This window comes from Bacillus sp. FSL K6-0972 (genome assembly GCF_037976035.1).
Classification (GTDB): Bacteria; Bacillota; Bacilli; order Bacillales; family Bacillaceae; genus Bacillus; species Bacillus haynesii.
In genome coordinates this window covers 1,142,358-1,168,906 of the sequence record NZ_CP150260.1, presented here as the reverse complement: position 1 = coordinate 1,168,906, position 26,549 = coordinate 1,142,358, and the positions used below count along the sequence as shown (strand labels likewise).

Genomic DNA, 26,549 nt, shown 5'->3' with positions numbered 1-26,549 from the left:
ACGGCATCAAGCATGCCGTCTTTTTTTTATGCTCTCCCCCGCTTCGCTTCGCGGCGCAGCAAATAAATAAAATACGGACCGCCGATAACGGCTGCGATCAATCCAGCCGGTATTTCAAGCGGCGGAACAAGGCCTCTTCCAGCGGCATCAGCTATCAAGAGGACGATGCCGCCGACGAGAGCTGAAACGGGAATCAAAATCCTCGTTTCAGCACCTGCCAGTTTTCTTGCGATATGGGGCGCCATCAGCCCGATAAAGCCGATTGTTCCCACGGCGGTCACAGCCGCAGCTGTCAGCAGGACCGCACCGGCAAGCAGCAGAAACCGTGTTCTTTCAAGCCGGATGCCGAGGCCGACGGCAATCCCGTCCCCTGATTTGATGATATCGAGCGGTTTTGCCGCAAACCATATCGGAGGAATTACAAGACAGCACCATATGAAAAGAGACATTACATCATCCCAGCCTCTCCCCCACAGACTTCCGTTCAGCCAAATTAATGCATTGTTGACATTCGGGCTCCCCCTTGAGATGAATAGCTGAATGCCCGAATGGCAGAAAGCATTGACCGCTATCCCGACGAGCGCCAGCCGCACAGGAGAGATCCCATTTCGATAAGCCAATAAATAGACGAGGCTCGCAGCCAAAACGCTTCCTGAAAAGGCTGCCCCTGTCAGCAGCAGCGGACTTTGCTGTGAAAACAAGACCGTAACGATCACAGCGCCCAATCCCGCTCCTCCTGTAATCCCAAGCGTGTCCGGTGCAGCCAGCGGATTTTTCATCAGCGATTGGGCGACCACACCTGCGATTGAAAGCGCCCCTCCGGCAAGCACAGCGAGGAGGATTCGCGGCATGCGAAATTCCATCACTAAAAAGCGGACTCCCGCATCCCCTTGCCCTGCCAGCGATTTCATTACGTCCCACAGTCCGATGTTTTCATCGCCGATCGCCAAATTGAGCACAATGAGCACGAACAAACAGGCAAATAGCGCACAGAGAACTACCGCCGATTGTCCGCGCCGTCTTTTCGTTTTTCTTGCCGTATTGTTCATCATGCCGCCCCCTTTTTCCGTCTTCTCGCCAAATAGATAAAAAACGGCGACCCGATCATTGCCGTGACAACTCCGACCGGCGTTTGGTACGGAAAATATACGAAGCGGGACAGAAGATCAGCAATCAGCAAAAGAACGGCTCCAAGCAATGCCGAATACGGAATCACTACCCGGTAGTCAGCCCCCATGAGATAACGGATCATATGAGGAACCATCAATCCGATGAAACCAATCGGTCCGGCAGCAGAAACGGATGCTCCCGCCAGCGCGACAACAGTGAAGGCGATTAACAATCTGCTGAGCCATACGTTTTGTCCCAACCCATGAGAAACATCATCTCCGAGACTCATGACGGACGCCGCCCTTCCTAAGGCCAAAGCCGTCAACAAACCCGCAATGCTTACCGGAATCAATAAATGAAGCTTATCCCACGAGCTCCCCGCTAAAGAACCGGAAAGCCAAAACAATAACGTTTCCGTCGACTCTTCATGAAAAATGAGCAACATTTGCGTCATCGAAGCCATGATCGCCTGAATGACGACACCGATCAAGGCAAAGCTGATATCCCTGTCGTGTTCGCTGAATACTGAGGCAACCGCGTACACGACCAGCGCGGCCGCGGCACCACCGGCAAAAGCGGCTCCCATCGCGATCTGGGGAACAGCAAGCGCAGGAAACATCACCGTCAAACATACGACAGCAAGAGAGGCCCCTGCATTGATGCCGAAGATGCTTGGAGATGCGAGCGCATTTCTTGTCACCGCCTGCATCAGTGCGCCCGCGGCTCCTAGATTCGCTCCGATTAATGCGGCGGCCAAGGCGCACGGAATTCGGATGGCCTGAATAATCGCGTGCAATTTTGAACCGTCGTATGCAAACACAGCTGCCCAAATGTCGGACAGTGCAATCGTTGACGAACCGATTGAAACAGAAAGCGCAAAACTCGCGAGCAAAAGAAAAACAAAAATGAGCGGTGCAAAACGTTTCACATATATCAAACAGGTCACTCCTTTAGAAAAAAACAAGCGCATGCTTTTATAAAAAGCATGCGTCATCCCGTCCAACAAGCTCCTAAGATTTCTTTTGATCCTCAGACAGAAGATGCTGACCGATATCATCCATCAGCGCATCTGCTCCGTCAATACTGCGTCGGAGCGACCAGGCGAATCTGTCGGCTTCATAAACCTTGCCGTTTTTGACTGCGCTAAGCTTTTTCCAAAGAGGGTCTTTTTCGATCGGTCTTTTCCCGTCTTCATCGACTTTATCCTTTTCTCCCGTCATCAGGACTATCATGTCGGGGTCTTTCTCAAGCAGCTGTTCGAGCGTCATTTTAATATTGACGGATTCACCGTTTTCGCCATCGCCTTTGCTGCTGTCTCCGACACCGTACGTATAGCCGATATTCGTCAGAAGCTGAGACGTGAAAAAGTTTTCGTCGCGCACGGTGATTTCATCATTTGTGTTTCCGAGCAGAAGAATGCTCTGTTTCCGGTTGCCGAATTTCTGTTTCAATTCATTCAGCTTTTGTTTATGTTCAGCCAACTTTTTCTCCATTGCGCTTTCTTTGCCGACGGCTTTCGCAATCGTAAGAGACGCATCAAGAGTGTCCTGATAATCGGCATTCAAGTTTTTCAGCGCGATTGTCGGCGCAATTTTCGACAGCTTATCATAGACGCCGCTATGCCTGCTCGAATCGGCAATAATTAAGTCGGGCTTTAACAAAGCAATTTTTTCAAAACTTGGCTGGGCGCGCGAACCGACTGAAGTATACCCTTTGATTTCTTCTCTGACCTTCTCGTTAATAAACTTAGGTTTGCCGTCGTCCGCAATTCCGACAGGCTTAATGCCCGCATCAAGGAGCGCATCAATAAAACCCAATTCAAGGACCACAACTTTTTTCGGATTATTCCGGACTTTCGTTTCTCCAAGATCATGCTTAACTGTCACAGAATCCTGACCGGAAGTTTTCGTACTCTCGCTTCCCCCAGAGCAGGCTGTCATCACTGATATCATCAATAGGAATAAAATAGCAAAATATTTGGGCTTCATATGTATCTCCTTTTCTGGTAGTAGACGAAATTATTATAGCAACACTTCATACCAATGACAACGATAATCATTATCATTATAAAAAAAGAAAGGAGCCTCTCCCTCCTTTCTACACCCGTTCATTCACAGAATCCTCCGCTTTGCTTTCCCTGCTGAGGGAAAGGATGATGACCGTGATAATCACCATCACCGTACCGGCACCTTGAAAGGCATTGAACGGCACATCCAGCCAGACCGCCGACGACAGAACGGCCGCAAGCGGTTCGGCGCAACTCAGGCAGCTCGTTTCTTTAGCAGAAAGATAAGAGAGGCTGCCGATGTATAGTGCAAACGCCAAAGCTGTGCCGCACAATACAACAAATAGAATGGCTGCCGCCTCCCCTGCCCCAATGTGCGAAAGGTCAAACCGAAACGGCGGAAACAAAAAAGAAATTCCGGCTCCTCCGATCAGCATGCCCCATCCCGTAACCGTCAAAGCACCGAACGATTGAATTAAACCTCCTGCAAAAACCGTATAGAAAGCAAGCGCACCACCGGACAAAACGCCCCAAACGGCGGCCTGGGCCGGAATATACAAACTGTCCGGCCTTCCGCCTGTCAAAAGAAGAAACACGCCGGAGAGCGCCAATAAAGTAAGCACGGCATCTTTCCATTTAGGCGGAAGTTCTTTTTTAACATATAGGTAAAGCAATACGAAAAAAGGCGCTAAGTATTGAAGAATTGCAGCAGCTGCGGCATTTCCCTTTTCAATTGAAGCAAAAAACGTATATTGGACGGCCAGCATTCCAAAAATAGAAAATACCAAAATTGAACAAATATCTGTTTTTTTCTTCCATACCCGACACGCATGTTGAAAACCGTTTTTCATTGAAACATATAACAAGAGAATGACTCCCGACGCCAGAAGCCTGACGGAGACAAGCGAGCCGGCGTCAGCCGCTCCCCTTTCGAATACATACTGTGCAGCGCTTCCCGACAATCCCCACAACGAAGCCCCTGCCAGCACCATCAATACGCCTTTCACATGACCTGATTTCATATCTTTCACCCATTTCTGTATGCGATATATTGCATATTTTAATAGATGATCGACAAGGCCGCAACCTCCTTCACCAAAATATTATGTTATAAAATAAACGAATAGTATTTTCATAAAATGAATCAGGTGAATCAATCTCCTGTCATTCGCGAACTCCGGGACATCTTTCCCTGCCAGAATGAAGCGGTCTATTCATACTTTTGGACTGAATATTTTTCTAAAACAGTTATTAATAACCAATAAATTTTAAATTGGTCCTTCAAAAAAATAGGTCTACCATATAATTCATTTTTCTTCTATAATAAATTAACAGAATAATTCGAATAGAGTATATTATCCATCTATTTCAATTATTCTGAATTAAATGGAGGAGAGTGAGTAATGATGAGGAAAAAGAGTTTTTGGCTTGGGATGCTGACGGCCCTAATGCTCGTGTTCACGATGGCCTTCAGCGATTCGGCTTCTGCTGCTCAGCCGGCGAAAAATGTAGAAAAGGACTATATTGTCGGATTTAAGTCAGGGGTAAAAACCACATCCGTCAAAAAGGACATCATCAAAGAGAGCGGCGGAAAAGTGGACAAGCAGTTTAGAATCATCAACGCGGCAAAAGCGAAGCTAGACAAAGAAGCGCTTGAGGAAGTCAAAAATGATCCGGATGTCGCTTATGTGGAAGAGGATCACGTAGCTCATGCTTTGGCGCAAACCGTTCCTTACGGCATTCCTCTCATTAAAGCAGACAAAGTGCAGGCTCAAGGCTACAAGGGAGCGAACGTAAAAGTCGCCGTCCTGGATACAGGAATCCAAGCTTCTCATCCGGACTTAAACGTAGTCGGCGGAGCAAGCTTTGTAGCTGGCGAAGCTTATAACACCGACGGCAACGGACACGGCACGCATGTTGCCGGTACAGTAGCTGCGCTTGACAATACAACGGGTGTATTAGGCGTTGCGCCGAGCGTATCCTTGTACGCGGTTAAAGTGCTGAATTCAAGCGGAAACGGATCATACAGCGGCATTGTAAGCGGAATCGAGTGGGCGACGACAAACGGCATGGATGTTATCAACATGAGCCTTGGAGGACCATTAGGCTCAACAGCGATGAAACAGGCGGTCGACAATGCATATGCAAGAGGGGTTGTCGTTGTAGCGGCTGCTGGGAACAGCGGATCTTCAGGAAACACGAATACAATCGGCTATCCTGCGAAATACGACTCTGTCATCGCAGTTGGTGCGGTAGACTCTAACAGCAACAGAGCTTCATTTTCCAGCGTCGGAGCAGAGCTTGAAGTCATGGCTCCTGGCGCAGGCGTGTACAGCACTTACCCAACCAGCACTTATGCAACATTGAACGGAACGTCAATGGCTTCTCCTCATGTAGCGGGAGCAGCAGCTTTGATCTTGTCAAAACATCCGAACCTTTCAGCTTCACAAGTCCGCAACCGTCTCTCCAGTACGGCGACTTATTTGGGAAGCTCTTTCTACTATGGAAAAGGTCTGATCAATGTCGAAGCTGCCGCTCAATAACATATTCTAACAAATGGCATATAGAAAAAGCTAGTGTTTTTAGCACTAGCTTTTTCTTCATTCAGCTGAAGACTGTTCAATATTTTGAATCCGTTCCATTATGGTCGGATGGCCGTATTTAAAAATCTTGACGAGAAACGGCGGGTTCGCCTCGCTCAACCCCGCTTTTGAGAGCTCTTGAAAAGTCGCAACCGCTGCATCGCTGTTGTTCGTCAGTTCAATCGCATACTGGTCAGCGGCTTTTTCCTGATGCCTCGAAACTGCGTTTGTAAATGGAGAAGACGCAAAAGAGATGACACCCATCAGCATCAGGAGAAGCGGGAGTGCGGCAAGATCGGATTTTCCCGCAATGTGAAGACTTTTTCCATAGCGGCCGATGATCCGCTTGTACAGCTTGTCGATCACATAAAAGACGGCAAGGGATAATAGCAGGTACCCGCCGAGCCCTATGTAAACATGCTTCATCACATAGTGCCCCATTTCGTGCGCCATAATGAATAAAATTTCCGGTTCATCCAGCTTGTTCAGCGTGGTATCCCAGAGCACAATCCTTTTATTGGCGCCGATCCCTGTCACATAAGCATTTAACGCATTCGTTTTTTCAGACATGTTCACTTCATAGACGTGATTCGCAGGAATATCCGCCTGATCGGCCAGCTTCAGAATGCTTTGTTCGAGCTCTTTATTTTTCAGCGGATAAAAGTCATTGTATAAAGGATCGATGACAACCGGCTGAAGGAAAAATAAAAACAGTGTAACCGGAACCGTCAGGCACCAGGCATAAAACCACCAGCGTTTTTCATGCTTTTTGATCAAATAGTAAAAGACGATCACCGCCGCAGCCGTTATCGGAAAGCTGATCCAGAAGTCGATCACCTGGTCTTTGATCCAGCTTGCGGTTGTCTGCGTTGATATGCCGTAGTCAAGCGAATATTGATAGCTGATCCAGTCAAGCGGTACAGAAACGATCGTGACGATCAGAAACAAAGCAAAAACATATGCCGTTATTTGAATCGTTCTCCGCTTTGACGTCTGCTCCGCCCAATTCTTCATTTTCCTCGATAAACCGGCAATCAACAATATAAAAAATAAGAACCACTCAAACGGAATCCGGATAAAAAACAGAAAGTCCTTTATTTTCGAGTACTCTTCCGTCAGCATGAGTTCCCTTTCGTTCATAAATGTCGCCGGGTCTGCACTTGTCCCTTTCAGCGCCTCGGGAACGGAGGGTTCACCGGCCATAAAGAGATACCAATAGAAAAAAAGGCCGTACAGCACATACAGGAGACCGGCTCCCGCGATCCATTTCCGCATGGCGAATCACTTCCTCTCACATAGCAGTTACTTCTATTGTAAGCTTTTCCTGCGAAAGTTAGAACCAAGCCTTACAATGAGAGCAAGAGGCCGGCACCTGCGAGCGTCAAAATCGTCCCCATCACGACGACTATGACGCTTGCTCCAAAATAGGAAAATAAAAATGCGATAAGAGCGCCGGCAAGTCCGTAGAGCATACCGCTTTGCACCGAAAAAATTCCCGGAAAAATGAGAGCGCCTAAAACGGCGTACGGCACATTTTTCAGCACGCGCTCCAAAAATCCGGGAAGCTTCAGGCTTTCAAAAGCAATGAGCGGCACCATCCGCGGTATATATGTAACGGCAGCCATGCCGATAATCATCCAGATGATCGGACTAAACATAGTTTCTCTTCCCCTCTGTTCTAAATTGGTACAGCCATTCGATCAGGATGGCGGATAAAAGCGTAGCACAGACGATCGACCATCCTGCCGACAACATTCCGTTCATTTGGAAAACCGTATTGAATAGAGCGGCAGCTCCCGCCAGCAGCAGGACTTTACGCTGTTTTTTCAAAGGCGGCACCAACAATCCGATAAACATAGCATAAAGGGCGATGCTCATGCTTTCCTGGAGAACAGCCGGCATGGCAGCCCCTGCAAAATGCCCGGCCGCACTCCAAAAAACCCAGCTTACATATCCGATCGAACCGAGGCCGATCATATATCCGGTCGTCAGCTTTTCCTTCCTTAAAGCAGCGACAGCAAACGATTCATCTGTCACCGCGAAAAATGAGTAAAACGCTTTTTTCCAAGGTGAATCTTTTTCTACCAATTGATTCAAAGTCGCTGAAAATAAAAAATGTCTGATGTTCACAATGAACGTCGTCATAACGATTTCGATAATTCCTGTCTGAACGGCGAGCATGCTTAAAGACATATACTGGGACGCTCCTCCGAAAACAAGGGCGCTCATCAAAAACGTTTCAAAAAGCGACAGCCCCGTTGTTTTTGCTAAAAGTCCGAATGTCAAAGCGACCGGGATGTAGCCGACGGCCAGGGAAACCCCTGAACGAAGCCCGTCTAGAAAGTTGAGTGAATCCTGCTTTTCCATCTTGACACCTCTTTACGGATAATAAATAAGTGTATAGCATGATGCCGTTTGTTCCGTGTTGTTTTCGTACGTATGGACGGTGTTTGCGGTGAAATGCATTGCATCACCTTCGCTCAATTCGCAGGTGTAATCACCCGCCGTCACTGCGATCGCTCCTTTAGAGACGAGCACGTACTCTTCAATCCCGCCGTGGTGAGGCTCTGATTCGTGCACACAGCCGGGCGCAAGTTCAATATAAAAGATTTCAAACTTCTTTTTTTGGTCGAACGGAAAATGCGGAAATGCCGCGTATTTTTCTTCTCCGGCCATAACGGGCGTTTTCTCGTGCTTTCTGACGACCGTCGGCTCCCCGGCAGGCTTTTCTGCTAAGGAAGTAAATGATACTTGCAGCCCGTTTGCGATCTTCCACAAGGTTGTGATCGTCGGACTTGAAGCGCCTTTTTCGATTTGCGCGAGCATGCCTTTGCTGACGCCGGTCATCGATGACAATTGATCAAGGCTGTAATTGCGGACTTTTCGCAGTCTCTTTATGTTTTCTGCTACTTGTTTTTCAATCGAATTCATCTTCTGCCCCCCTCGCAATAAATTGAACATATGTATAATTTATTGAACATTATAGCATAATTTTTCAGGATGAAAAGGCCTTTAAACGGAGAAAATACATAGCCTGGGGTGATCATTCTGAAAAAAATAATGGGTGTCATACTTTTTTTCGGTATTTTATCCATCGCTGTCTTTTATGTATTCCACTTGATGGCGGAGCCTTTCGACTCAAGAAATGCTGAAGAAATTATCTTGAAGAAGGCGGAAGACAGCGAAAAAACGGTCAGCATCAAAGACAGGCACAACATAGACGTTCTGCTTGATACATTTAACAAAGGGAAAAGGATGAAGGAAAAGACAGCGCATAGCCTGCCTGCTCCGGCGTATCACGGATACATCAGCATGACCGACACACATCGCGTTCACTTCACCATCTGGCTGAAGAGAGATGAAGCCGTCATCCTGAAAGAAGAGGAGGGCACATATTTTGTTCTCCGACAAAGGGAAAAAGATGCTCTTCTCAGAGAACTGCAGAAAAGGGACGCGGCAGGCGTCCCTTTTAGTGTAAATCAAGATTGGTTTGTCAGAATGTCTTTTAAAGCGCGCCTTAAAATTTTGCCGGTCGAGTTTTTCGGAATTTCATCCATGAAAACGATCGCCGACGGGCGCTTGTATTTCGCAAGATGCTTTTTGCAGTGCGCCAAGACATCATCCTCTGTCAGCGTTTTATTCTTCGGAACGACATAGCAGTGGACGGCTTCTCCCGTATTCGGATCGGGCACTCCGATGACCACCGCTTCTGCGATCTCCGGATGGAGGTAGAGCACTTCTTCGATTTCCCTCGGATAGACATTATAGCCCCCCACGATAATCATGTCTTTTTTTCTGTCGACGATATAAAAATAACCGTCTTCATCCCGTTTTGCCAAATCACCTGTATACAGCCATCCGTCTTTAATCGTATGGGCTGTTTCTTCCGGCATTTTGTAGTACCCTTTCATGACATTCGGCCCTTTAACGATCAGCTCCCCGACTTGACCGGCAGGCAGCTCTTCCCCGAGTTCATTGACGACTTTGTTTTTCACATTGAGAATGTTCGTCCCGATCGATCCTGGCTTGCGGCCGGTGCTGAACGGGTTAAAGCATGTAACAGGAGAAGCCTCCGACAAGCCGTAGCCTTCTAAAACGAGGACGCCGAACCTTTCCTCAAAGCTTTTCAGGAGAGCGACAGGCATGGCCGCTCCGCCTGAGATGCAAAGCCTGATGGATCGAAAACCTGCTTCATCCGCCCCTTCATACTGGTAAAGATAATTGTACATTGTCGGAACGCCTGAGAAGATCGTCGCCTGATGCTTTTTAATCAGCTTGAAGACCTCGGCAGGACTAAATTTCGGCACGATCAAAATCGCTGCGCCGTTCATGAGCGGTGCATTCATGCAGACCGTTAAACAAAAAACGTGGAACATCGGCAAGGCGGCGACGACAAGGTCAGATTCATTCATTGTCAGATAGCGGGCCGTATCATTTGCATTCGAAAATAGATTTTGATGTGTGAGCATCGCCCCTTTTGGTCTTCCCGTGGTTCCTGACGTATAGAGGATGGCGGCCGTATCTTCGTCATCGATTTCAGGAAACGGCCGGACAGGAGGTCTCATGATGCTTGTAAACGATTTCAATTTCATCTTAACCTCGGTACTTTCCGGTTCTTGAAGCGGCTCCCCCGTTTCGCAAAGCACGACACAGCTGACTTTCGGAAGGGATTCATGCACCTTCTCGTAAAGCGGGAGCAGTTGTCCCAGAGCCACGATCACTTTTGCATCGCCGTTTGTCAGCATATAGCCGATCTCAGTCGGCGTATAGGCCGGATTGATCGGTATGACAACGGCTCCGGCTTTCAGCGCACCGTAAAACGAAATCACAAAATGCGGTGTATTGCCAAGAAGCAAAGCGACATGATCGCCCTTTTCCACCCCGATTTCGCGCAGCCCTTCGGCAAAGCAATCAATTTTCTGCTGCAATCCCCCGTATGTTTCCGTCTGTTCCCCAAAAATATAAGCGGTTCTGTCAGGCTTTGATTGAGCTGTTTCCCCTAATTTTGAAACTAAATTCATTCTCCCACCCCTTAAAAATGAATGAATGACCATTCATTTTGTGATAATCAAAATCTATTCCCATTATAGTAAATGAACAGAAAACACTCAAGGGCTGACGGGAAATATCTTCCATTCCTAACATGTTAAAAAAGGGGCCGCGGAAACCGCAGCCTCTTTTTTTAGTAGACAAGCTCCAAAAATTCTTCTTTTTGAATATTGCCGAAGTAATGCTTGATGTCAACGCCTTGAAGGGCTTCTTCAATCGCTTTTCTTTCATACTGTACGCCTTTCAGCTTTTCTTCAATGTCGCTGACATCGCCGACTCCGAAAAAGTCACCGAATATTTTGCACTCGCGGATCACGCCTTTTTGCACTTCCAGGCGGATGTCGACCGATCCCGCTTGAAAACGTTTTGAATGCTGAAGATTGAATTTCGGAGACTTCCCATAGTTCCAATCCCAGTTTTGATAGCGTTCCTTTGAAATTTGATTGATGATTTCCCAGTCTTTTTCAGTCAGCTTATACTCCGGTATTTCCCCCTCGGTATCAAAAATATAGCGGAGAAGCATGCTTCGGAATTCCACTGTCGTCATCTTCTGATCGAGAAACTCGCTGATATTGGCTACACGGCTCCTGATCGATTTGATGCCTTTTGATTCGATTTTATCTTTTTTCACTTTTAAAGCTGATACGACATGTTCAATCTCAGAATCGAACAACAGCGTGCCGTGACTGAACATTCTCCCTTTCGTTGAAAACTGGGCGTTTCCCGAAATTTTCCGGCCGTTTGCCATCAAATCGTTTCGCCCGCTCAGCTCCGCATCGACGCCAAGCTTCTTTAAAGCAGCCACAACGGGCTCCGTAAACTTCTTAAAGTTGTGGAAGCTGTTGCCGTCGTCTTTCGTAATAAAGCTGAAGTTCAAGTTCCCGAGGTCATGGTAGACAGCTCCGCCGCCTGACAGCCTGCGGACGACAATGATCCCGTTTTCATCCACATACTTTGTGTTGATTTCCTCGATCGTATTTTGATTTTTGCCGATAATGATCGACGGCTGGTTGATATAAAACAGCAGATACGTCTCTTCAGGATCGAGGTGCTTTAAGCAGTACTCCTCAATCGCCAAGTTGATCCTCGGATCTGTTATATTTTGATTATCGATAAACAGCATGTTTGTCAGTTCCTCCTTCTATTCTCCCCACACATAACCGGTGTGCGCCAGATCAACCGCGCCTTTATAAACGGTTTGGGCCTCTTCTGCTAGTTTTTGATGTTCCCCGAAATGCGGGAGGTGTGTCAAGAGAAGATGCCCCGCACCCGCTTCCGCAGCGATGCGCCCCGCTTCGAGACTGTTCATATGACCGGCGCTCCTCCCATCCTGATCCGCATAAAAGTTGCACTCTGAGATCAACAGATCGGCTCCTTCGCTGAACGGAATAAAGGCTTCCTGAAAGCTCGAGTCGGCCGTATAAACGACAGAATGAACACCGTCCGTCACCCTCATGGCAAAGCAGTCAACAGGATGAACCGTTTTTAAAAACGTGAACGTAAACGGTCCGATTGTCAAAGGTTGTTTCGGATCATACGCTAATCCAGCGGTATGCGTTTTATATGTAAGCTTTGAAAACTGCTCTTCATCAAAAGGATGTCCATATATCGGAAGGGCATTCGCTCCCTTGCCGAGGAATGAGCCGACCAGTTTGGCAAATTGCAAAGGTCCGACATCCGCAATATGGTCGTGATGATAATGGGATAATATAACGGCATCTAGCTCCTCAACGGGCAGAAACAGCTGAAGCTTGGATAAAACGGCACTGCCGCAGTCGATTAAAACAGAATAATCCCCGGATTGAAAGAGATAGCCTGAAGTCGCTTCATTTGCAGCCGGAAATCCTCCGCAGCAGCCGATGACTGTCACCTTCATGTATACACACCTCTTTTTCGTGTCTATCGTCCCCCTATTCAATATACCCATTTTTCTTAAAAAATGCATGTTTTATATTTTGTCATAAAACAGACATTGATTTTCTGACCTCTGTTATAATACAATGTTGACAACAAACGAATTGGGGGAATCAAACATGCTCGCTAAAATCACCGAGTTCTTCAGAAATTTGCCTTCAAAGAAATGTTCAGAATGCGGCCACGATATTGATGAGCAGCACGAATGCTACGGAAACACTTGCTCTAAATGCTTAAATGTAAAAGATATATAGACTTCATTAAAAACGCCCCAGCGGATTCCCCGGGGTGTTTTTTTGTCATAAAGTTAGTCATAAAGAGAGAGATTCGTGTCAAAATTCATTATTTTAATAACATTTTACTATTTCACTTAGGGAAATATACACCGATGATTGTCCCAATTTGAATTCAAGACAGGATGATCATCTCATATTTGAATTTTCGATATATTCAGACGTTATTTTTTTAATGGACGAGCTGCTTTTTCTTTCGCTATACTTAATTTACGATCTCAAGTTTAATATTCTAGTATAAATTAAGTATGCGTTGGGAGGGCATCTATGAAAAGACTTAAATTCGGATTAGCCACACAAATTTTCCTCGGGCTGATTTTAGGTGTTGCAGCAGGAGCGATTTGGTTTGGAAATCCTGCGGTGGCAACATATTTGCAGCCCGTCGGCGATTTGTTCTTAAGATTAATCAAAATGATTGTTATTCCTATTGTCGTTTCAAGCTTGATTGTCGGGGTTGCGGGGGCCGGCAGCGGCAAAAAGGTCGGCAGGCTCGGCTTTCGGACGATCCTGTACTTTGAAATTATTACGACTTTTGCGATTGTGCTCGGACTTCTCCTTGGAAACATCGTTCAACCTGGACACGGCGTAAACTTTTCTGGTGCTGAAAAACAGGATATCAGCCAATATGTAGAAACAGAAAAAGAAGCAAGCACCAAATCTGTCGCAGACACTTTCCTGCACATTGTGCCGACAAACTTTTTCCAATCGCTCGCTGAAGGCGATCTGCTTGCGATCATTTGCTTCACTGTTCTGTTCGCACTCGGAGTGTCTGCCATAGGCGAAAAAGGCAAGCCTGTGCTCTCCTTTTTTGAGGCAACGTCTCAAGCTATGTTCCACGTCGTCAACATCGTCATGAAATTCGCGCCGTTCGGCGTTTTTGCTTTAATTGGTGTGACGGTTTCAAAATTTGGTTTTTCTTCGCTTTTATCATTGGGAAAGCTCGTTTTACTTGTCTATCTGGCTCTTGCTTTCTTCCTGATCGTCATCTTTGGGATCGTCGGCAAGCTAGCCGGTATCAATATATTTAAATTTTTGGCCTATTTGAAAGATGAGCTGCTTCTTGCGTACAGTACATCAAGCTCTGAAACCGTGCTTCCGCGCGTCATGGAAAAGATGGAGAAAATCGGCTGTCCAAAGGGCATTGTATCGTTTGTCATTCCGATCGGCTACACATTTAACCTTGACGGCTCTGTCCTGTATCAGGCGATCGCGGCGCTGTTTCTGGCGCAGGTCTACGGCATCGATCTGTCCATTGGGCAGCAGCTCACGCTCATCCTTGTTCTAATGGTCACTTCTAAAGGAATGGCTGCCGTTCCCGGCACATCATTCGTCGTTCTTCTTGCGACCCTGGGCACGATCGGCGTTCCTGCTGAAGGCCTGGCCTTCATTGCCGGAGTCGACCGGATTATGGATATGGCGAGAACGGTCGTCAACCTGACCGGAAACGCTCTTGCCGCTGTGGTCATGTCAAAATGGGAAGGTGAATATGACGCCATTAAAGGGCAGACCGTCTTAAATCAAAGGGAGCCGGCAGATATGAAAATATCCGGCTGACAGCTCGAAAAAAAAACGTATGTTTTCCGCTTTTGGAGAAACATACGTTTTTTCAAAAATATGCAAATTACTCAAGAAACCTGTCCAAACAACTTCCTTTCGTTTACATACGATGTACTGTAGTTAAATTAGAAAAGAAAACTGGAGGGAAGTTTAATGTATTTTTACCATGACCATTGCAAGAAAGATTATGACTTTGACTACCACAAGAAAGACCACGACTGCAAGAAATACTACTACTACTATTATTACTACTATTATCCATGCTATAAGAAGTATGATTATGACTATGACTACAAGAAGTTTGACCACTTTGATCACTGCAAAAAGAAAAAACACTATGATTACTGGTAAGTAAACGCCATCCTTTACGGATGGATGACTTCCACTCTTTTTTTACTCCCAAGGGACCGCGGTCCCTTGGGAGCTTTTTTATGCTATGTCAGACTGAACATAGTGATACAGCAGCTTTGCCGTCTGCTCCAAGGACGATTGATGCGTCCTTTCAAACGCATGGGATGCGTCAATTCCCGGGCCGATCAGCCCGTGGACGATATCATGGCCCGCTTTGACGGCTGCTGAAGCATCTGATCCGTAGTACGGGTAAATATCAAGCTTATAACCGATTCCGTGTGTTTCGCAAAGGGCGGTCAGACGCTTTCGAAGCCCGTAGTGATAAGGCCCGCTGGCATCCTTTACACAAATGGAGACCGTATATTCATCGGTTGACTGTCCATCGCCGATCGCTCCCATATCAACAGCCAAATATTCCACCGTTTCAGGCGGGATATTGGAGTTGCCGCCATAACCGATTTCTTCATTGTTGGAAATTAAAAAGTGAGTCGTGTAAGGCAGTGTCATCCCTTCTGTGTTAATCGTTCTGATCAGCTCGATGAGGAGGGCGACGCTTGCTTTATCGTCAAGATGACGCGATTTGATAAACCCGCTCGGCGTGATTTCAACGCGCGGATCGAAGGAGATAAAATCGCCGACATTGATGCCGAGCGCCCGGGTTTCTTCTTCACTGCGGACCGGTTCGTCAATGCGGACCTCCATATTCTTCTGGTTGCGCTCGGCTTTTCCGGCGTCTTTGTATACATGCACTGATGTCTGATGCATTAAGATGGTGCCGGTGTAAGTTCTCCCTGATGCTGTTTCAATTTTGCAATACTCGCCTTCAATCGAGTTGTAATTGAAGCCCCCGATTAAATCAATTTTCAGCCTCCCGTCCGGTTTAATCTCTTTCACCATCGCTCCGAGGGTATCGACATGAGCGGTCAGCATCCGGTGCCGGGTTTTGTCGCGGCCCGGTATCGTCGCGATCAGGCCGCCTTTACGGTTAAGCCTTGTTTCGACTCCTTCTTTCTGTAAAAGGCGATTGATATAGTCTATGATGTCATACGTATTTCCAGTAGGGCTCGGGATGGAGACGAGCTCCTTAATGAGCTCCATCGTTTTCTGTCCTGACATGGTTCATTCCTCCCAACTTGTGATGTTTATAGTATACCTCACATCAACATTTTAGTACCAGATGCTAATACTAGGTGATATAATGAAAGAAAGGAGAGTGAATTTCATGAAAACTTTATCAAAAGCGCGAATTTCCGCCATCGGCACCTATGTTCCCGAAAAGCGCATGACAAACAAAGACTTTGAAAAGATCGTCGATACTTCTGATGAATGGATCATTCAGCGGACAGGAATGAAAGAAAGGCGAATCGCGGGGAGTCACGAATTCACATCAGATCTTTGCATAAAGGCGGTTGAAGATCTAAAAAACAGATACAGAGGCACGCTTGACGATATTGACATGATCATCGTCTCTACCACAACAGCGGATTACGCTTTTCCAAGCACGGCATGCCAGGTTCAGGAACACTTCGGATGGAACGAAGTCGGCGCGGTCGATGTAAATGCGACCTGCGCAGGATTAGCATACGGATTGCATATAGCCAACGGCCTGATCACTTCCGGGCTGCATAGAAAAATTCTAGTGATCAGCGGTGAAACCTTATCAAAAACAACCGACTACACAGACCGCACATCTTGCATTTTGTTCGGAGACGGCGCCGGCGCCCTGCTTGTCGAACGGGACGACAAAGCCCCAAGCTTCATTACTTTTGCCCAGGATACGAAAGGTGACGGAGCCCGCCATTTATACAGAACCGGCTTGCGAAGCGACCTTAAAGGGGAGCCGCTCTCAGGTGAAGGAAAAATGGTTCAAAACGGTCGTGAAGTGTATAAGTGGGCGGTCAGGTCCGTTCCCGAAGGCGTCAAAAAGCTGCTTACCCAAGCTGAAATGGAGCTGAAAGATATCGATTGGTTCGTCCCGCACAGCGCGAATCTGCGAATGATCGAATCGATTTGCGAAAAAACCGGAATTCCAGCCGAAAAAGCGCTGACGAGCGTCGAATGGTTTGGCAACACCTCATCCGCATCAATCGTGCTCGCCCTTGATGAAGCCGTCAAAAACGGAAAGCTGAAAGAGGGTGACACCTTGATTCTGTTCGGTTTTGGTGGAGGTCTTACATATACGGGGCTGATTGTAAAATGGGGCGCGCCAGCTTCCTGATTTCAAAAAAAAACATCTTTTCTTGCCCTTGCCGGGCTTGAAAAGATGTTTTTCTTTTATGCATGCTGCTCTTCAATTTTTCCTTTTCTCAGCAGCACTTTAAAATAAATCAGCGTCAAAGCCATCATGACGATCGCAACACCGCCGAGCACGGCAGCCTGTTCCCACATATACGCGTAGTCTCCGCTTGAAATCACCGCTCTGTATCCCGCAATGCTGTAGGTCATCGGCAGTGCAGAATGGATGACCTGGAAGAACTTAGGTACAAGAGCAAGAGGAAAAGTTCCTCCGCTTCCTCCAAGCTGAAGCACAAGCAGAATGACGGCAATAAATCGTCCCGGATTTCCCATTGTCGCAGCCAAAAACTGAATGATCGCAAGGCATGTAATGCTCATGATCATACTGAACAGATAGAATCTCCAGACGCTTTGCACTTCAAGCCCGATGCCCCAGAGAATGATCGTGCAGGCAATCGCCGCTTGAAGTATTCCCACTGCAAAAAGCACGCTGAATTTGCTCATAAACCAGCCAAAAGCTGATTCGGGCCGGACAGCCGGCTCTTTCACATCGAAGACAACGGTGATCATTAATGCACCGACGAATAAGCCGAGCGACAAAATATACGGGGTTAATCCTGTTCCGTAGTTGGAAACCGGATCGATTTTATCGCCTTTCACATCGACGGGGTTTGAGAACATATTGTAGTTTTCGTCTCCCGCTTGAATATCGCCGGTTTGATCGGCAGCGTCAGACAGCTTATCAAACAGCTCCCCGCTTCCGTCAGACAGCTTGCCAAGGCCTTCATCAAGGGATTTAGCCCCTTCTGCAAGCTTGGAAGAACCGTCTTTCAGTTTATCAGCCGCGCTTTGCAGATCGCCGAACTTCCCGACTAACGTCTGGCTGCCTTCGGCGATTTTGGATGATCCGCTTTTCGCTTCTGCGAATTTTTCGTTGTAAGCACCCAAACCGTTTGTCAGCGCATCGAGCCCTTGCTGAATCTTTTGCGATCCTTTATAAAGCTTATTCACATTCGAAGGAACTTGCTTCAATTCCTCAAGCTTCTGTTTCAGCCCGGATAAATCGGGAAGTTCGCTGACATCGGGAATTTGCGCTTTCAACTTGTCGAACTCAGGCAGCTTCACTGTTCCCATTTTTTCGTCGACTTGTTTCATAAGCGCGGTTTTCTGTTCTTGTGTCAGCATGTTGCTGGATTCAATAATTTGTTTAACTTCGCTGTGCTGGTTTTTCAATGCTGCTTCAAGCTCATCAATATTTTTCGAAATCTGGCTGATTTCTTTTTTCGCCTTTTCAGCGTTTGAAAGCGCCGTTTCAAGCTGCTGAATCTTTTCATTTGAAATTGCTTCTTCGAGTTTGCTTATCATCTGCGCTTTTTCATTCATCTGCTCCAATCCAGCCACAATCTGAGGCATGCCTTGTTGGAGCTGTTGAGCACCGCTGTGCAGCTGGCCGCTTTTTTCCAAAAATTGCGCAAGCCCTGAATCAAGCTCATGAATTTTGTCGTTCAGCGTATTGAATGCTGTGCCGAACTTCTCCATTCCGTCTTTGTTGAACTGAATTTGGCTTTTCGCGAGCTTTTCAAGGTTCTTTTTCAGCTTTTCGCTTCCTTCTTTCGCATCTTTCAGTCCTTTATCCAGTTTTCCGGCTCCTTCGCTGGCTTCACCGAGACCTTTTGCAATTTTGCCGAAATTGTCAAAGATAACTTCAGCATATTGCTCCGTGATTTCAGAACCGACTGAATGCTGAAGCTGTTCAATCGCTTTATCGCTAATCTGGGCGCCGACATAGTTTCGTCCGGCGTTTGTATGATAAATCAGATTCAGCTTTTTCGGATGTTTATCCATCACCGTGCTGGCATCTTTCGAAAAGTTTTCAGGAATTTCTACAACCATGTAGTATTCCTCATTTTGCAAGCCTCTCAGCGCTTTTTCCTTCGTTGTAAAATGCCAGTCAAACTTATCGTTTTTTTTCAGTTCTTTGACAAGGTCGTCACCGATGTGAAGGTCTTTTCCTTCATATGTCGTCCCCTTGTCGGAATTCACAACCGCTACGGGGAGCTGATCGACGTTTCCGTATGGGTCCCAGTACGCCGCCAAAAATATGCTGCTGTAAATCAGCGGTATAAAGAGAACCCCGATCACGGATATCAGTAGTTTTTTATTGGTTATCAGTTCTCTCCACTGGTTTTTGAAAACATTCATGTTGATACGCCTCCTAGTTAGTAGCCGCTCTCTCTATGCGGCTAAGCACCCCTTTAAACAAAGAAAGGATAATCTAATGAGATAATCCTTTTAAAATATACATTTTCAGCATCTCTGCCAACTCTTCATCTTTCAGCGGTTCATGGTTTTTTTCCCAGTCAAAGATGAGCGCGATGTAAAGCTTGAAGATGACAAACGCGTTCAGCTCGGGGTCACACGGTCTAATATCGTCATTTTTAATCGCTTCTTTAATTTTTCTCTTAATATAGCTGACGACCATGCGTTCCAGCTTTTCAATGACTTCGCGGGCCGCCGGTGTGCCGAGCTCCGCACCTTCCTGAAAGATTTTTATGGTCAGCTGGTGCTTCTTTCTGTACTCCAATATTGCCATCATCGCGCGATGGGCATTTTCGTGAAAAGGCAGATCAGGATCAATCGCTTGATCAGCCGTTTGCTTCATTTCAATCAGAAGCGAAGAAAAAATGTCATCGAACAGTTCCTCTTTATTCTTGAAAAAAGTATAAATCGTACCCTTGCCGACATTGGCAAGCTTCGCCACCAGATCCATCGTCGTCGCTTTGTAGCCGAATTGTGTAAACGATTTTGTCGCCGCTTCTAAAATCAGTGCTTTTCGATCTTTGCTCACGGTTTCTCACCCCGAAATTGACTATTTGAACATTTTGGTCAGTAAGTACAAAAAGTAATTTAACACACTTGAAAATAAAATGCAATTATTTAAATGTTATCTTTTCCATAAACAAACTTTAAAATGATGAAAGCTATAAAAAGAGTGAAAATAAAAAAAGCCGCCGAATGGATTCGGACAGCTTTATTTGCTCTTCTTTATTCGAAAAGGTGAGAGAGTACATCGGCGACGGCCTGCTTGCCTTGGTCGATGCAATCCGGGATGCCGACCCCTTCAAAAGAGGCTCCCGTCATGAAAATGCCCGGATATGACGCTTCTAAACCTTCCCTTATTTCTTTAATTCTTTTCTTGTGGCCGACATGGTATTGCGGCATCGCTTCATGCCACCTTGTGATGCAGGACATTTCCGGCTCGCCGTCGATCTTCATAATCCGTTTTAAATCGTCGAGGACGATTTTCACCATCTCGTTATCCGACTGTTCGACAACGGACTCATCGCCTGCTTTCCCTACATAAGCCCTTAACAGGACTTTTCCTTCAGGCGTTGTGCTCGGCCATTTTTTGTTTGTCCATGTACACGCCGTAATCGAAAAGTCGCTGTTTCTTGAAATGACAAAGCCTGTGCCTTGATGCTCCATTTGGACGGCTTCTTCCGGAAATCCGAGGGCCACATTGGCGACAGATGTTGACACCATATCCTCTAAACCTTTCAGCCAATCCTCTTCTTGAAACATCGCGGCAGCTGCTTTATGGGGAGCGGTGACCACGGCTGAATCGGCGTGAAGCACTTTGCCGTTGTCAAGCTTCATGCTGTAAGCCGAGCCCGCACGCTCGATGTTGACGACCTTTGTGCCTTTATAAACCTTTGTGATGCTGAGCTGCTTTTCCAATTCTTCAACAATTGTCTGCAGGCCGGTTTTCACTGTCTGGAACTGGCCTTTCTTTTTGTTTGCAGGCTTTCCGGCGCTCTGGGCGCCCCGCGATTTTTTCATCCCGATGATCAAGCTTCTGTACTTCTGCTCTGTCTGATAGAACTGCGGGAAAGTCGACATCAGACTGAGACGGTCGATGTCCCCGGCATAAATGCCTGACAAAAGCGGTTCGATCAAATTCTCCACCACTTCACCGCCGACGCGTCTTCTGAAAAATTCTCCAAGCGATTGGTCTTCCTGCGGCTTGCTCGCCGGAAGCACCAAATCCATTCCGGCTCTCAACTTCCCCGGCAAGGAAAACAAGCCGGTTGTCAGAAAAGGCCCGATTTTTGTCGGCACCCCCATCACGGCCCCTTCCGGAATCGGATAGAGCGTTTCGCTGACAAGCACATAAGACTGGCCTGTCGCATTGTTCACGAGCAAATGCTCCAGCCCGAGATCCTTCACGAGCTGAGGTGCGCTTTGTTTCCGTTCCAAAAATGAATCCGGCCCCCGTTCAATCACATAGCCGTCTTTGTGTACCGTCTGTATCTTTCCGCCCAGTCTCGGACTTGCTTCAACAAGCGTGACTTCGGCCGGGAGATCATTCTTTTTGATTTCCTTCTCCAAGTAGAAGGCGGCGGCCAATCCGGTAATACCGCCGCCGATGATGACAATCTGCCTGCGTTCTCCACTCATTTACAATCGCCTTCTTTACTGTTCTTTCTCCAATTGTTTTAATACAACATCCGCTAAAGCATCGATAAACTCATGTTTAGCGTTAGGCATTTCAGGTCTGTAATAGCTTGCTCCGATATCGTCAGTGACGACTTTGCATTCATAGTCATTGTCATAAAGGACTTCCAGATGGTCGGCTACGAAGCCGACGGGAACATAAACAAAAGCGCTGTACCCTTTTTGCTCTGACAAGTCGCGCGTCAAATCCTGAACATCCGGTCCAAGCCACGGATCAGGGGTGTTTCCTTCGCTTTGCCAGCCGACGGCGTAATCTTTTACACCTGCCGCTTCGGCAATCAGCTTCGCTGATTCTTTAAGCTGTTCAGGATATGGATCACCCATTTCGACGATCTTTTCGGGAAGGCTGTGCGCCGATACAATCAAGACGGCGTTTTCCCTTTCTTCCGAAGGCATTTCGTCATATGTTTTTCTCACCTGATCCGCCCAATATGCGATGAATTTCGGCTCATCATACCAGCTGTTGATCGATGTGATCGACAATCCGCCGAGCTTTTCAGCCTCATCTTTCGCCCGCTTGTTGTACGACTGTACGCTGAAGGTGGAGAAATGGGGCGCGAGCACGATGCTGACGGCTTCTGTAATCCCGTCTTTGTGCATCTCCTGAACGGCATCCTCAATGAAAGGTTCGATATGTTTTAGACCGATATATGACTTGAATACCACATCATCCTGAAGCTCGTTTAAGCGTTTTTCCAGCTGCTTCGTCTGCTCCTGCGTGATCTTTGCAAGCGGAGAAATTCCGCCGATCGCCTTATAGCGGTCTTTTAAGTCCTGAAGCATGTCAGGCTCAGGCTTTCTGCCTCTTCTGATGTGTGTATAATAACGTTCAATGTCTTCCTCCTTGTACGGCGTCCCATACGCCATGACAAGAAGCCCCATTTTCTTTTTACCCAACGTGAACACCTCTTTAAAGATCATGATCTATACGTATTTTGACAGTTTATATTGAAAAGACCAACTGAAATGCTCATGTGATCAGGCTCGATTTTTTTGAGGCGGAATACTCATGAACAAATGCCGTCAATTTTTTCAGTGTGTCGGGACTCACTTCGGGAAAGATCCCGTGTCCGAGGTTAAAAATAAACCGGTCCGTCTGCATGCCCTGATCGAGAATGGCTTTCGTCCTTTCTTCGATGACTTCCCACGGAGCGAGCAGGATCGAAGGATCCAAATTTCCCTGAAGCGTTTTTGTCAGCCCTATATCCCTGGCTTCCTGTACGCTCATCCGCCAGTCCAGCCCGACGACGTCGAGGTCAAGATCGTGCCATTCAGACGCGAGGTGGCTTGCGCCGACCCCGAACATAATCAGCGGAACGCCTTCTTTTTTCAACTCTTTGAAAAGAACGTCCATCGTCGGTTTGATATAGCGGCAGTAATCACCGGCATTCAGCGCGCCGACCCAGGAATCGAACACCTGGATGGCTTTGGCCCCGGCGCGGATTTGAGCTTTGACGTATACAGCCGCCATCTTCCCGAGCTTTTTCATCAAGAGTTCCCATGCAGCAGGCTGGCTGTACATAAACGCTTTTGTTTTATTGTAATTTTTGGACGGGCCGCCTTCAATCATATAGCTGGCCAGTGTAAACGGCGCTCCTGTAAAACCGATCAGCGGAACGTTCAGCTGTTCTTCTGTCAAGAGCCTGATCGTCTCCAGCACATATGGAATATGCTCCTCCGGCTCGAGTTCGCCGAGTTTTTCAACATCTGCGAGAGATGTGATCGGCTGATCGATGACAGGACCGATGCCGTTTTTAATTTCGACGTCAACGCCAATACCTGGAAGCGGTGTCATTATGTCTTTATAAAGTATTGCCGCATCGACACCGTACTGTTCGACGGGCAGTCTTGTCACGTAAGCGCACAATTCGGGCTGATGGGTAATTTCAAACAGTCCGTACTTTTCCTTGAGCGCTCTGTACTCAGGCTGTGATCTTCCGGCCTGCCTCATGTACCATACCGGTACATGGGCGGCCTTTTCTCCTCGGCATGCTTTTAAGAATGTGTCGTTAAAAGCCTTGTCGTTTTTCATCATGATATCCACCTTTCAAGCTGCAACCATACGTTCGCAAAATTACTCCTTCCAATATACCGTTTTTTTATTGAACGGTATACTCATGAGACTTATTGTTCAAGAAATTGATGAATTTCGGGTACCTAATGACCCGAAGGAAACACTTTCGGTTCGACATAATCAGTTCCTTTCCCCTCTGTTTTCGTCTGCGGATTGTATGGAACAATTTTATAGGAAGCATTGGAAAAGATGTTTGCATAAGGGATTGAAAAGCTTCCTTTTCCCTTAACTGTATCAATGAGCGTTTCTTTTCCGTTTTTCCTTTCATATATTCGGTATTCAACCCTTTTATCCTCTTGTTCATGCCATTTTAATGACACCGTAATCAGCCCCATCGGCGTAAAGGAATAGTCTGCTTTAACACTTTCCAGGTCTTCGAGTCGGATCGGCCTGTCCAGATCTTTTACTCCTTCAGGCGTCTTAAACCGTTCAGACTTATGGTTGGAGCGTTTTAAAATGTCTTTAAACAGCCTTGTCGGATAGGCGCTGCCGCCTTTTAAATAATGGGATTCATCCGTTTTGTCGTAGCCCATCCAGACAGCTCCCGTCACTTCGGGCGTGTACCCTGCAAACCAGGCATCTTTTGTTCCGCCCTCTTTTCCGGTATACGTGGTCGAACCCGTTTTTCCTGCTATCTCTCCGGAAAAATCACCGGCTTTTCCCGTTCCGCTTTTCACGACCTCTTCTAGCATCCGCGTCATATTCCAGGCTGTTTGTTTACTGAAAACCTTTTCTGATTTTTCCTCATGGCGGAACATGACATCCCCGTTTTCATCCGTGATTTTTTTAATAAAGAACGGCTCGGTGTATTGTCCTGAATTTGCGAATGTCCGGTATGCCCCGGCAAGCTCGAGCGGCGACACCCCTTTCTCTAAGCCGCCTAGTCCCAATGCCAGACCCTCATCCGGCACGTTCATGCCCAAACGGCTGAGATAAGGCTTCACTGTTTCGATTCCGATCTCATTTAACGTCCATACAGCAGGCGCGTTTTTGCTGTAGGTCAGCGCATCCACCATTGAGACCTTGCCCTCGTATTGGCCGTCATAGTTTTTTGGCGAGTAGCCGCCATATGACAGCTGTTTATCCTCGAGCATGGAGTACGGCTTGAACAGCTTTTCTTCAAGAGCGGGGCCGTAAACGGCAAGCGGTTTAAAGGTCGAACCCGGCTGGCGCGGGGCGGTTGCCCTGTTGTAGCCTTTCGGAGCGTATTCCCGTCCTCCGAGAGCAGCCACTACGCCGCCTGTCCGGTTATCGATAAAAACAGCGCTCCCTTCAGCTTTGTTGTCTGTTCCGGGAAAATAGCCGTCCTGTTTCATCAGCGTGTAGGCCGCTTTTTGAATCGAAACGTCGAGCGGAACACTGATCGTGTATCCGCCTTGGAGAAGCTGTTCGCTCGATATCGAATATTTGTCTTCCGCTTCTTTCATGACAAGATCAATATAGCTGTCAAGCCACGGATTTTTTGATTTTTCTTTCACATGGAGCCCCAATGTGCTGCCTTGGGCCCTGACGGTTTCCTTTGAGCTGATATATCCCTGCTCGTTCATCATGCCGAGAATGACATTGCGCCGCTCCCGGCTTTTTTCCGGATTGAGAATGGGCGAATACGTTGACGGCGCTTTAGGGATGGAAGCCAGCACCGCTCCCTCACTGACCGTCAAGTCTTTCACATCTTTGTTAAAAAAGTAGTTTGCCGCCGCCTGGATTCCATAGACGCCGTGCCCGAAATAAAGCTGGTTCAAATACATTTCCAAAAGCTTGTCTTTGCTGTAATCCCGCTCTAAATTGATGGCGATAATGACTTCTTTCGTTTTTCTTAAAAACGTTTTGTCGTGTGTCAAAAAAGTGTTTTTGGCGAGCTGCTGGGTGATCGTGCTTCCCCCTTCCACTTTTCCTCCTGCTAATATATCTTTATAGACCGCACGGCTCACCGATTTCAAATCGATGCCGTGGTGCTCATAAAAGCGCTTGTCTTCAACCGCGATAAAGGCATTTTTTACGCCGTCCGGCACCTCGGCAATTGAAACGGGTTTTCTGTTTTCGGTATAGAGGCTTGCGACTTCTTCTCCATTTTGGTCGACGATTTTAGAAGAAGCATGGAAAATCAGTTTCTTTTCATCAATCACATAATCCCCCAGAAACAAAATCGTAATATATCCGATTAAAGATAAAAGGAATATCGCCGCTGTAATGATGATTGGAATGAAAAATCTCTTTCTCATATGGTCACCTCATTCCTTTCTATAGCTAGTATGGGAATTTTTTCTTCAAATTATGTTGCAGCATTTATGGCGGGTAATAGATAGAATTTTAAATCGTCCTTTTGTTATACTATCAAAAAAGGGGTGATGAAATTGAATTTTTACATTACATACGGAACTGTCGATTTTTTAAAAAAGCTCGCCAAACAGCACGGTCTTGAAAACATGTTATTTATGAAAAGCCACGATTCCGCCATTCTCTTTCACGAAACCGACGGAGAAAGCGTCTTTCATTCTCCTCACCGCTATGAAATCATCGATCAGTCGGGAACATTGGAACATTCCGGATTCACCGTCCTCAACAACATCCCTGTCACACCGGAAGGAAGGCCGCTTTTCGAAACCCGTTTTAAAAACAGAGCCGGAAAAATCGAAAATCAGCCCGGCTTTAAAGCCCTCAGGGTACTGAGACCGAAAGACAGCGATACGTACATCGTATTGACGCTGTGGGACACAGAACAGTCATTTCAGGACTGGAAAAACTCCAAATCGTTCGGCGAAGCCCATCAAAAGAAGGAATCTTCCGCTGGAATCAACCAAGGCGGAACGATTTTTTCACGCCCATCCTATATTTCTTCGTATCATTCTGTCGAATAACTGCCT

The 26,549-nt window shown here is 46.9% G+C and carries 24 protein-coding genes; 6 read left to right on the top strand and 18 right to left on the bottom strand.

The genetic code is table 11. The features are described from left to right. Window positions 1-26: 26 nt before the first annotated feature. The 4 genes from MKX80_RS05905 to MKX80_RS05890 all read right to left on the bottom strand — a co-directional run bounded on the left by MKX80_RS05905 (window position 27) and on the right by MKX80_RS05890 (window position 4,137). Window positions 27-1,049 carry an iron ABC transporter permease gene (locus tag MKX80_RS05905; protein WP_268342817.1) on the bottom strand — a complete coding sequence of 341 codons (1,023 nt, stop codon included), beginning with the start codon at window positions 1,047-1,049 and terminating at the stop codon, window positions 27-29. After that, window positions 1,049-2,047: an iron ABC transporter permease gene (locus tag MKX80_RS05900; RefSeq protein WP_339228133.1), complete on the bottom strand. Its 999-nt coding sequence runs from the start codon at window positions 2,045-2,047 to the stop codon at window positions 1,049-1,051. The genes MKX80_RS05905 and MKX80_RS05900 overlap by 1 nt, the downstream gene beginning before the upstream one ends. Window positions 2,048-2,120: 73 nt before the next feature. Next, window positions 2,121-3,098 (bottom strand): ABC transporter substrate-binding protein, encoded by a 978-nt coding sequence (locus MKX80_RS05895; RefSeq protein ID WP_268323943.1) that lies wholly within the window; start codon window positions 3,096-3,098, stop codon window positions 2,121-2,123. A gap of 109 nt (window positions 3,099-3,207) precedes the next feature. Continuing rightward, window positions 3,208-4,137, bottom strand: coding sequence for an EamA family transporter (locus tag MKX80_RS05890; RefSeq protein WP_268323944.1), 930 nt, complete (start codon window positions 4,135-4,137; stop codon window positions 3,208-3,210). Between the two features lie 384 nt (window positions 4,138-4,521). On the opposite strand from MKX80_RS05890, the gene MKX80_RS05885 reads away from it, so the two are divergent. Further along, window positions 4,522-5,658: a S8 family peptidase gene (locus MKX80_RS05885; RefSeq protein ID WP_182071052.1), complete on the top strand. Its 1,137-nt coding sequence runs from the start codon at window positions 4,522-4,524 to the stop codon at window positions 5,656-5,658. Window positions 5,659-5,715: 57 nt separating this feature from the next. Here MKX80_RS05885 and MKX80_RS05880 read toward each other — a convergent pair whose 3' ends face one another. The 7 genes from MKX80_RS05880 to MKX80_RS05850 all read right to left on the bottom strand — a co-directional run bounded on the left by MKX80_RS05880 (window position 5,716) and on the right by MKX80_RS05850 (window position 12,622). Then, window positions 5,716-6,972 (bottom strand): M48 family metallopeptidase, encoded by a 1,257-nt coding sequence (locus MKX80_RS05880; protein WP_268342818.1) that lies wholly within the window; start codon window positions 6,970-6,972, stop codon window positions 5,716-5,718. 71 nt (window positions 6,973-7,043) lie between these two features. Beyond that, the gene (locus MKX80_RS05875; RefSeq protein WP_043927058.1) at window positions 7,044-7,355 is read right to left on the bottom strand and encodes an AzlD domain-containing protein; all 312 of its coding nucleotides are present in this window, start codon (window positions 7,353-7,355) and stop codon (window positions 7,044-7,046) included. Then, the gene (locus tag MKX80_RS05870) at window positions 7,348-8,064 is read right to left on the bottom strand and encodes an AzlC family ABC transporter permease (RefSeq protein WP_011197726.1); all 717 of its coding nucleotides are present in this window, start codon (window positions 8,062-8,064) and stop codon (window positions 7,348-7,350) included. The genes MKX80_RS05875 and MKX80_RS05870 overlap by 8 nt, the downstream gene beginning before the upstream one ends. Window positions 8,065-8,076: 12 nt before the next feature. Further along, a complete protein-coding gene (locus MKX80_RS05865) occupies window positions 8,077-8,628 on the bottom strand; it encodes an XRE family transcriptional regulator (RefSeq protein WP_182070924.1) in 552 nt (183 codons plus the stop codon). A gap of 548 nt (window positions 8,629-9,176) precedes the next feature. Next, window positions 9,177-10,718 (bottom strand): fatty acid--CoA ligase family protein, encoded by a 1,542-nt coding sequence (locus tag MKX80_RS05860; RefSeq protein ID WP_216929283.1) that lies wholly within the window; start codon window positions 10,716-10,718, stop codon window positions 9,177-9,179. Window positions 10,719-10,879: 161 nt separating this feature from the next. Beyond that, a complete protein-coding gene (gene lplJ / locus MKX80_RS05855) occupies window positions 10,880-11,869 on the bottom strand; it encodes a lipoate--protein ligase LplJ (RefSeq protein ID WP_216929285.1) in 990 nt (329 codons plus the stop codon). Window positions 11,870-11,887: 18 nt separating this feature from the next. Continuing rightward, a complete protein-coding gene (locus MKX80_RS05850) occupies window positions 11,888-12,622 on the bottom strand; it encodes an MBL fold metallo-hydrolase (protein ID WP_216929287.1) in 735 nt (244 codons plus the stop codon). Window positions 12,623-12,779: 157 nt separating this feature from the next. On the opposite strand from MKX80_RS05850, the gene yhfH reads away from it, so the two are divergent. The 3 genes from yhfH (at window position 12,780) to MKX80_RS05835 (ending at window position 14,861) form a co-directional block, all read left to right on the top strand. Further along, window positions 12,780-12,914 carry a protein YhfH gene (yhfH, locus tag MKX80_RS05845; RefSeq protein WP_076793296.1) on the top strand — a complete coding sequence of 45 codons (135 nt, stop codon included), beginning with the start codon at window positions 12,780-12,782 and terminating at the stop codon, window positions 12,912-12,914. A gap of 306 nt (window positions 12,915-13,220) precedes the next feature. Continuing rightward, window positions 13,221-14,507 carry a cation:dicarboxylase symporter family transporter gene (locus tag MKX80_RS05840; protein ID WP_154998550.1) on the top strand — a complete coding sequence of 429 codons (1,287 nt, stop codon included), beginning with the start codon at window positions 13,221-13,223 and terminating at the stop codon, window positions 14,505-14,507. Window positions 14,508-14,663: 156 nt separating this feature from the next. Then, window positions 14,664-14,861: a hypothetical protein gene (locus tag MKX80_RS05835; RefSeq protein ID WP_003180298.1), complete on the top strand. Its 198-nt coding sequence runs from the start codon at window positions 14,664-14,666 to the stop codon at window positions 14,859-14,861. A 78-nt stretch (window positions 14,862-14,939) separates the two neighbouring features. Here the strand turns inward: MKX80_RS05835 and MKX80_RS05830 are convergent, their stop codons facing one another. Next, window positions 14,940-15,977: a M42 family metallopeptidase gene (locus MKX80_RS05830; RefSeq protein WP_339228127.1), complete on the bottom strand. Its 1,038-nt coding sequence runs from the start codon at window positions 15,975-15,977 to the stop codon at window positions 14,940-14,942. A gap of 106 nt (window positions 15,978-16,083) precedes the next feature. Here MKX80_RS05830 and MKX80_RS05825 point away from each other — a divergent pair, with 106 nt between their 5' ends. After that, window positions 16,084-17,079 (top strand): ketoacyl-ACP synthase III, encoded by a 996-nt coding sequence (locus MKX80_RS05825; protein ID WP_154998556.1) that lies wholly within the window; start codon window positions 16,084-16,086, stop codon window positions 17,077-17,079. Between the two features lie 56 nt (window positions 17,080-17,135). Here MKX80_RS05825 and MKX80_RS05820 read toward each other — a convergent pair whose 3' ends face one another. From MKX80_RS05820 to MKX80_RS05795, 6 genes are all read right to left on the bottom strand, one after another. After that, the gene (locus MKX80_RS05820) at window positions 17,136-19,298 is read right to left on the bottom strand and encodes a YhgE/Pip domain-containing protein (protein WP_154998558.1); all 2,163 of its coding nucleotides are present in this window, start codon (window positions 19,296-19,298) and stop codon (window positions 17,136-17,138) included. A 73-nt stretch (window positions 19,299-19,371) separates the two neighbouring features. Continuing rightward, window positions 19,372-19,944 (bottom strand): TetR/AcrR family transcriptional regulator, encoded by a 573-nt coding sequence (locus tag MKX80_RS05815; RefSeq protein ID WP_154998561.1) that lies wholly within the window; start codon window positions 19,942-19,944, stop codon window positions 19,372-19,374. 197 nt (window positions 19,945-20,141) lie between these two features. Further along, on the bottom strand, window positions 20,142-21,554 hold the full coding sequence (hemY, locus tag MKX80_RS05810; RefSeq protein WP_268342819.1) for a protoporphyrinogen oxidase: 1,413 nt from the start codon (window positions 21,552-21,554) through the stop codon (window positions 20,142-20,144). A 15-nt stretch (window positions 21,555-21,569) separates the two neighbouring features. Continuing rightward, the gene (hemH, locus tag MKX80_RS05805; RefSeq protein ID WP_154998564.1) at window positions 21,570-22,508 is read right to left on the bottom strand and encodes a ferrochelatase; all 939 of its coding nucleotides are present in this window, start codon (window positions 22,506-22,508) and stop codon (window positions 21,570-21,572) included. A gap of 73 nt (window positions 22,509-22,581) precedes the next feature. Continuing rightward, window positions 22,582-23,643 carry a uroporphyrinogen decarboxylase gene (gene hemE / locus MKX80_RS05800; RefSeq protein ID WP_182071053.1) on the bottom strand — a complete coding sequence of 354 codons (1,062 nt, stop codon included), beginning with the start codon at window positions 23,641-23,643 and terminating at the stop codon, window positions 22,582-22,584. 125 nt (window positions 23,644-23,768) lie between these two features. Further along, window positions 23,769-25,907: a transglycosylase domain-containing protein gene (locus MKX80_RS05795; RefSeq protein ID WP_268323948.1), complete on the bottom strand. Its 2,139-nt coding sequence runs from the start codon at window positions 25,905-25,907 to the stop codon at window positions 23,769-23,771. 132 nt (window positions 25,908-26,039) lie between these two features. Between MKX80_RS05795 and MKX80_RS05790 the strand changes: the two genes are divergently transcribed. Continuing rightward, window positions 26,040-26,543 carry an antibiotic biosynthesis monooxygenase gene (locus MKX80_RS05790; protein ID WP_154998570.1) on the top strand — a complete coding sequence of 168 codons (504 nt, stop codon included), beginning with the start codon at window positions 26,040-26,042 and terminating at the stop codon, window positions 26,541-26,543. Window positions 26,544-26,549: the final 6 nt, after the last annotated feature.

What these genes read in the sequence shown, in the direction of transcription:
- MKX80_RS05905 (WP_268342817.1), bottom strand. Translation starts at nt 1,049, where the DNA reads ATGAACAATACGGCAAGAAAAACGAAAAGACGGCGCGGACAATCGGCG.
- MKX80_RS05895 (WP_268323943.1), bottom strand. Translation starts at nt 3,098, where the DNA reads ATGAAGCCCAAATATTTTGCTATTTTATTCCTATTGATGATATCAGTG.
- MKX80_RS05890 (WP_268323944.1), bottom strand. Translation starts at nt 4,137, where the DNA reads ATGAAATCAGGTCATGTGAAAGGCGTATTGATGGTGCTGGCAGGGGCT.
- MKX80_RS05885 (WP_182071052.1), top strand. Translation starts at nt 4,522, where the DNA reads ATGAGGAAAAAGAGTTTTTGGCTTGGGATGCTGACGGCCCTAATGCTC.
- MKX80_RS05880 (WP_268342818.1), bottom strand. Translation starts at nt 6,972, where the DNA reads ATGCGGAAATGGATCGCGGGAGCCGGTCTCCTGTATGTGCTGTACGGC.
- MKX80_RS05875 (WP_043927058.1), bottom strand. Translation starts at nt 7,355, where the DNA reads ATGTTTAGTCCGATCATCTGGATGATTATCGGCATGGCTGCCGTTACA.
- MKX80_RS05870 (WP_011197726.1), bottom strand. Translation starts at nt 8,064, where the DNA reads ATGGAAAAGCAGGATTCACTCAACTTTCTAGACGGGCTTCGTTCAGGG.
- MKX80_RS05865 (WP_182070924.1), bottom strand. Translation starts at nt 8,628, where the DNA reads ATGAATTCGATTGAAAAACAAGTAGCAGAAAACATAAAGAGACTGCGA.
- MKX80_RS05860 (WP_216929283.1), bottom strand. Translation starts at nt 10,718, where the DNA reads ATGAATTTAGTTTCAAAATTAGGGGAAACAGCTCAATCAAAGCCTGAC.
- lplJ (WP_216929285.1), bottom strand. Translation starts at nt 11,869, where the DNA reads ATGCTGTTTATCGATAATCAAAATATAACAGATCCGAGGATCAACTTG.
- MKX80_RS05850 (WP_216929287.1), bottom strand. Translation starts at nt 12,622, where the DNA reads ATGAAGGTGACAGTCATCGGCTGCTGCGGAGGATTTCCGGCTGCAAAT.
- yhfH (WP_076793296.1), top strand. Translation starts at nt 12,780, where the DNA reads ATGCTCGCTAAAATCACCGAGTTCTTCAGAAATTTGCCTTCAAAGAAA.
- MKX80_RS05840 (WP_154998550.1), top strand. Translation starts at nt 13,221, where the DNA reads ATGAAAAGACTTAAATTCGGATTAGCCACACAAATTTTCCTCGGGCTG.
- MKX80_RS05835 (WP_003180298.1), top strand. Translation starts at nt 14,664, where the DNA reads ATGTATTTTTACCATGACCATTGCAAGAAAGATTATGACTTTGACTAC.
- MKX80_RS05830 (WP_339228127.1), bottom strand. Translation starts at nt 15,977, where the DNA reads ATGTCAGGACAGAAAACGATGGAGCTCATTAAGGAGCTCGTCTCCATC.
- MKX80_RS05825 (WP_154998556.1), top strand. Translation starts at nt 16,084, where the DNA reads ATGAAAACTTTATCAAAAGCGCGAATTTCCGCCATCGGCACCTATGTT.
- MKX80_RS05820 (WP_154998558.1), bottom strand. Translation starts at nt 19,298, where the DNA reads ATGAATGTTTTCAAAAACCAGTGGAGAGAACTGATAACCAATAAAAAA.
- hemY (WP_268342819.1), bottom strand. Translation starts at nt 21,554, where the DNA reads ATGAGTGGAGAACGCAGGCAGATTGTCATCATCGGCGGCGGTATTACC.
- hemE (WP_182071053.1), bottom strand. Translation starts at nt 23,643, where the DNA reads ATGAAAAACGACAAGGCTTTTAACGACACATTCTTAAAAGCATGCCGA.
- MKX80_RS05795 (WP_268323948.1), bottom strand. Translation starts at nt 25,907, where the DNA reads ATGAGAAAGAGATTTTTCATTCCAATCATCATTACAGCGGCGATATTC.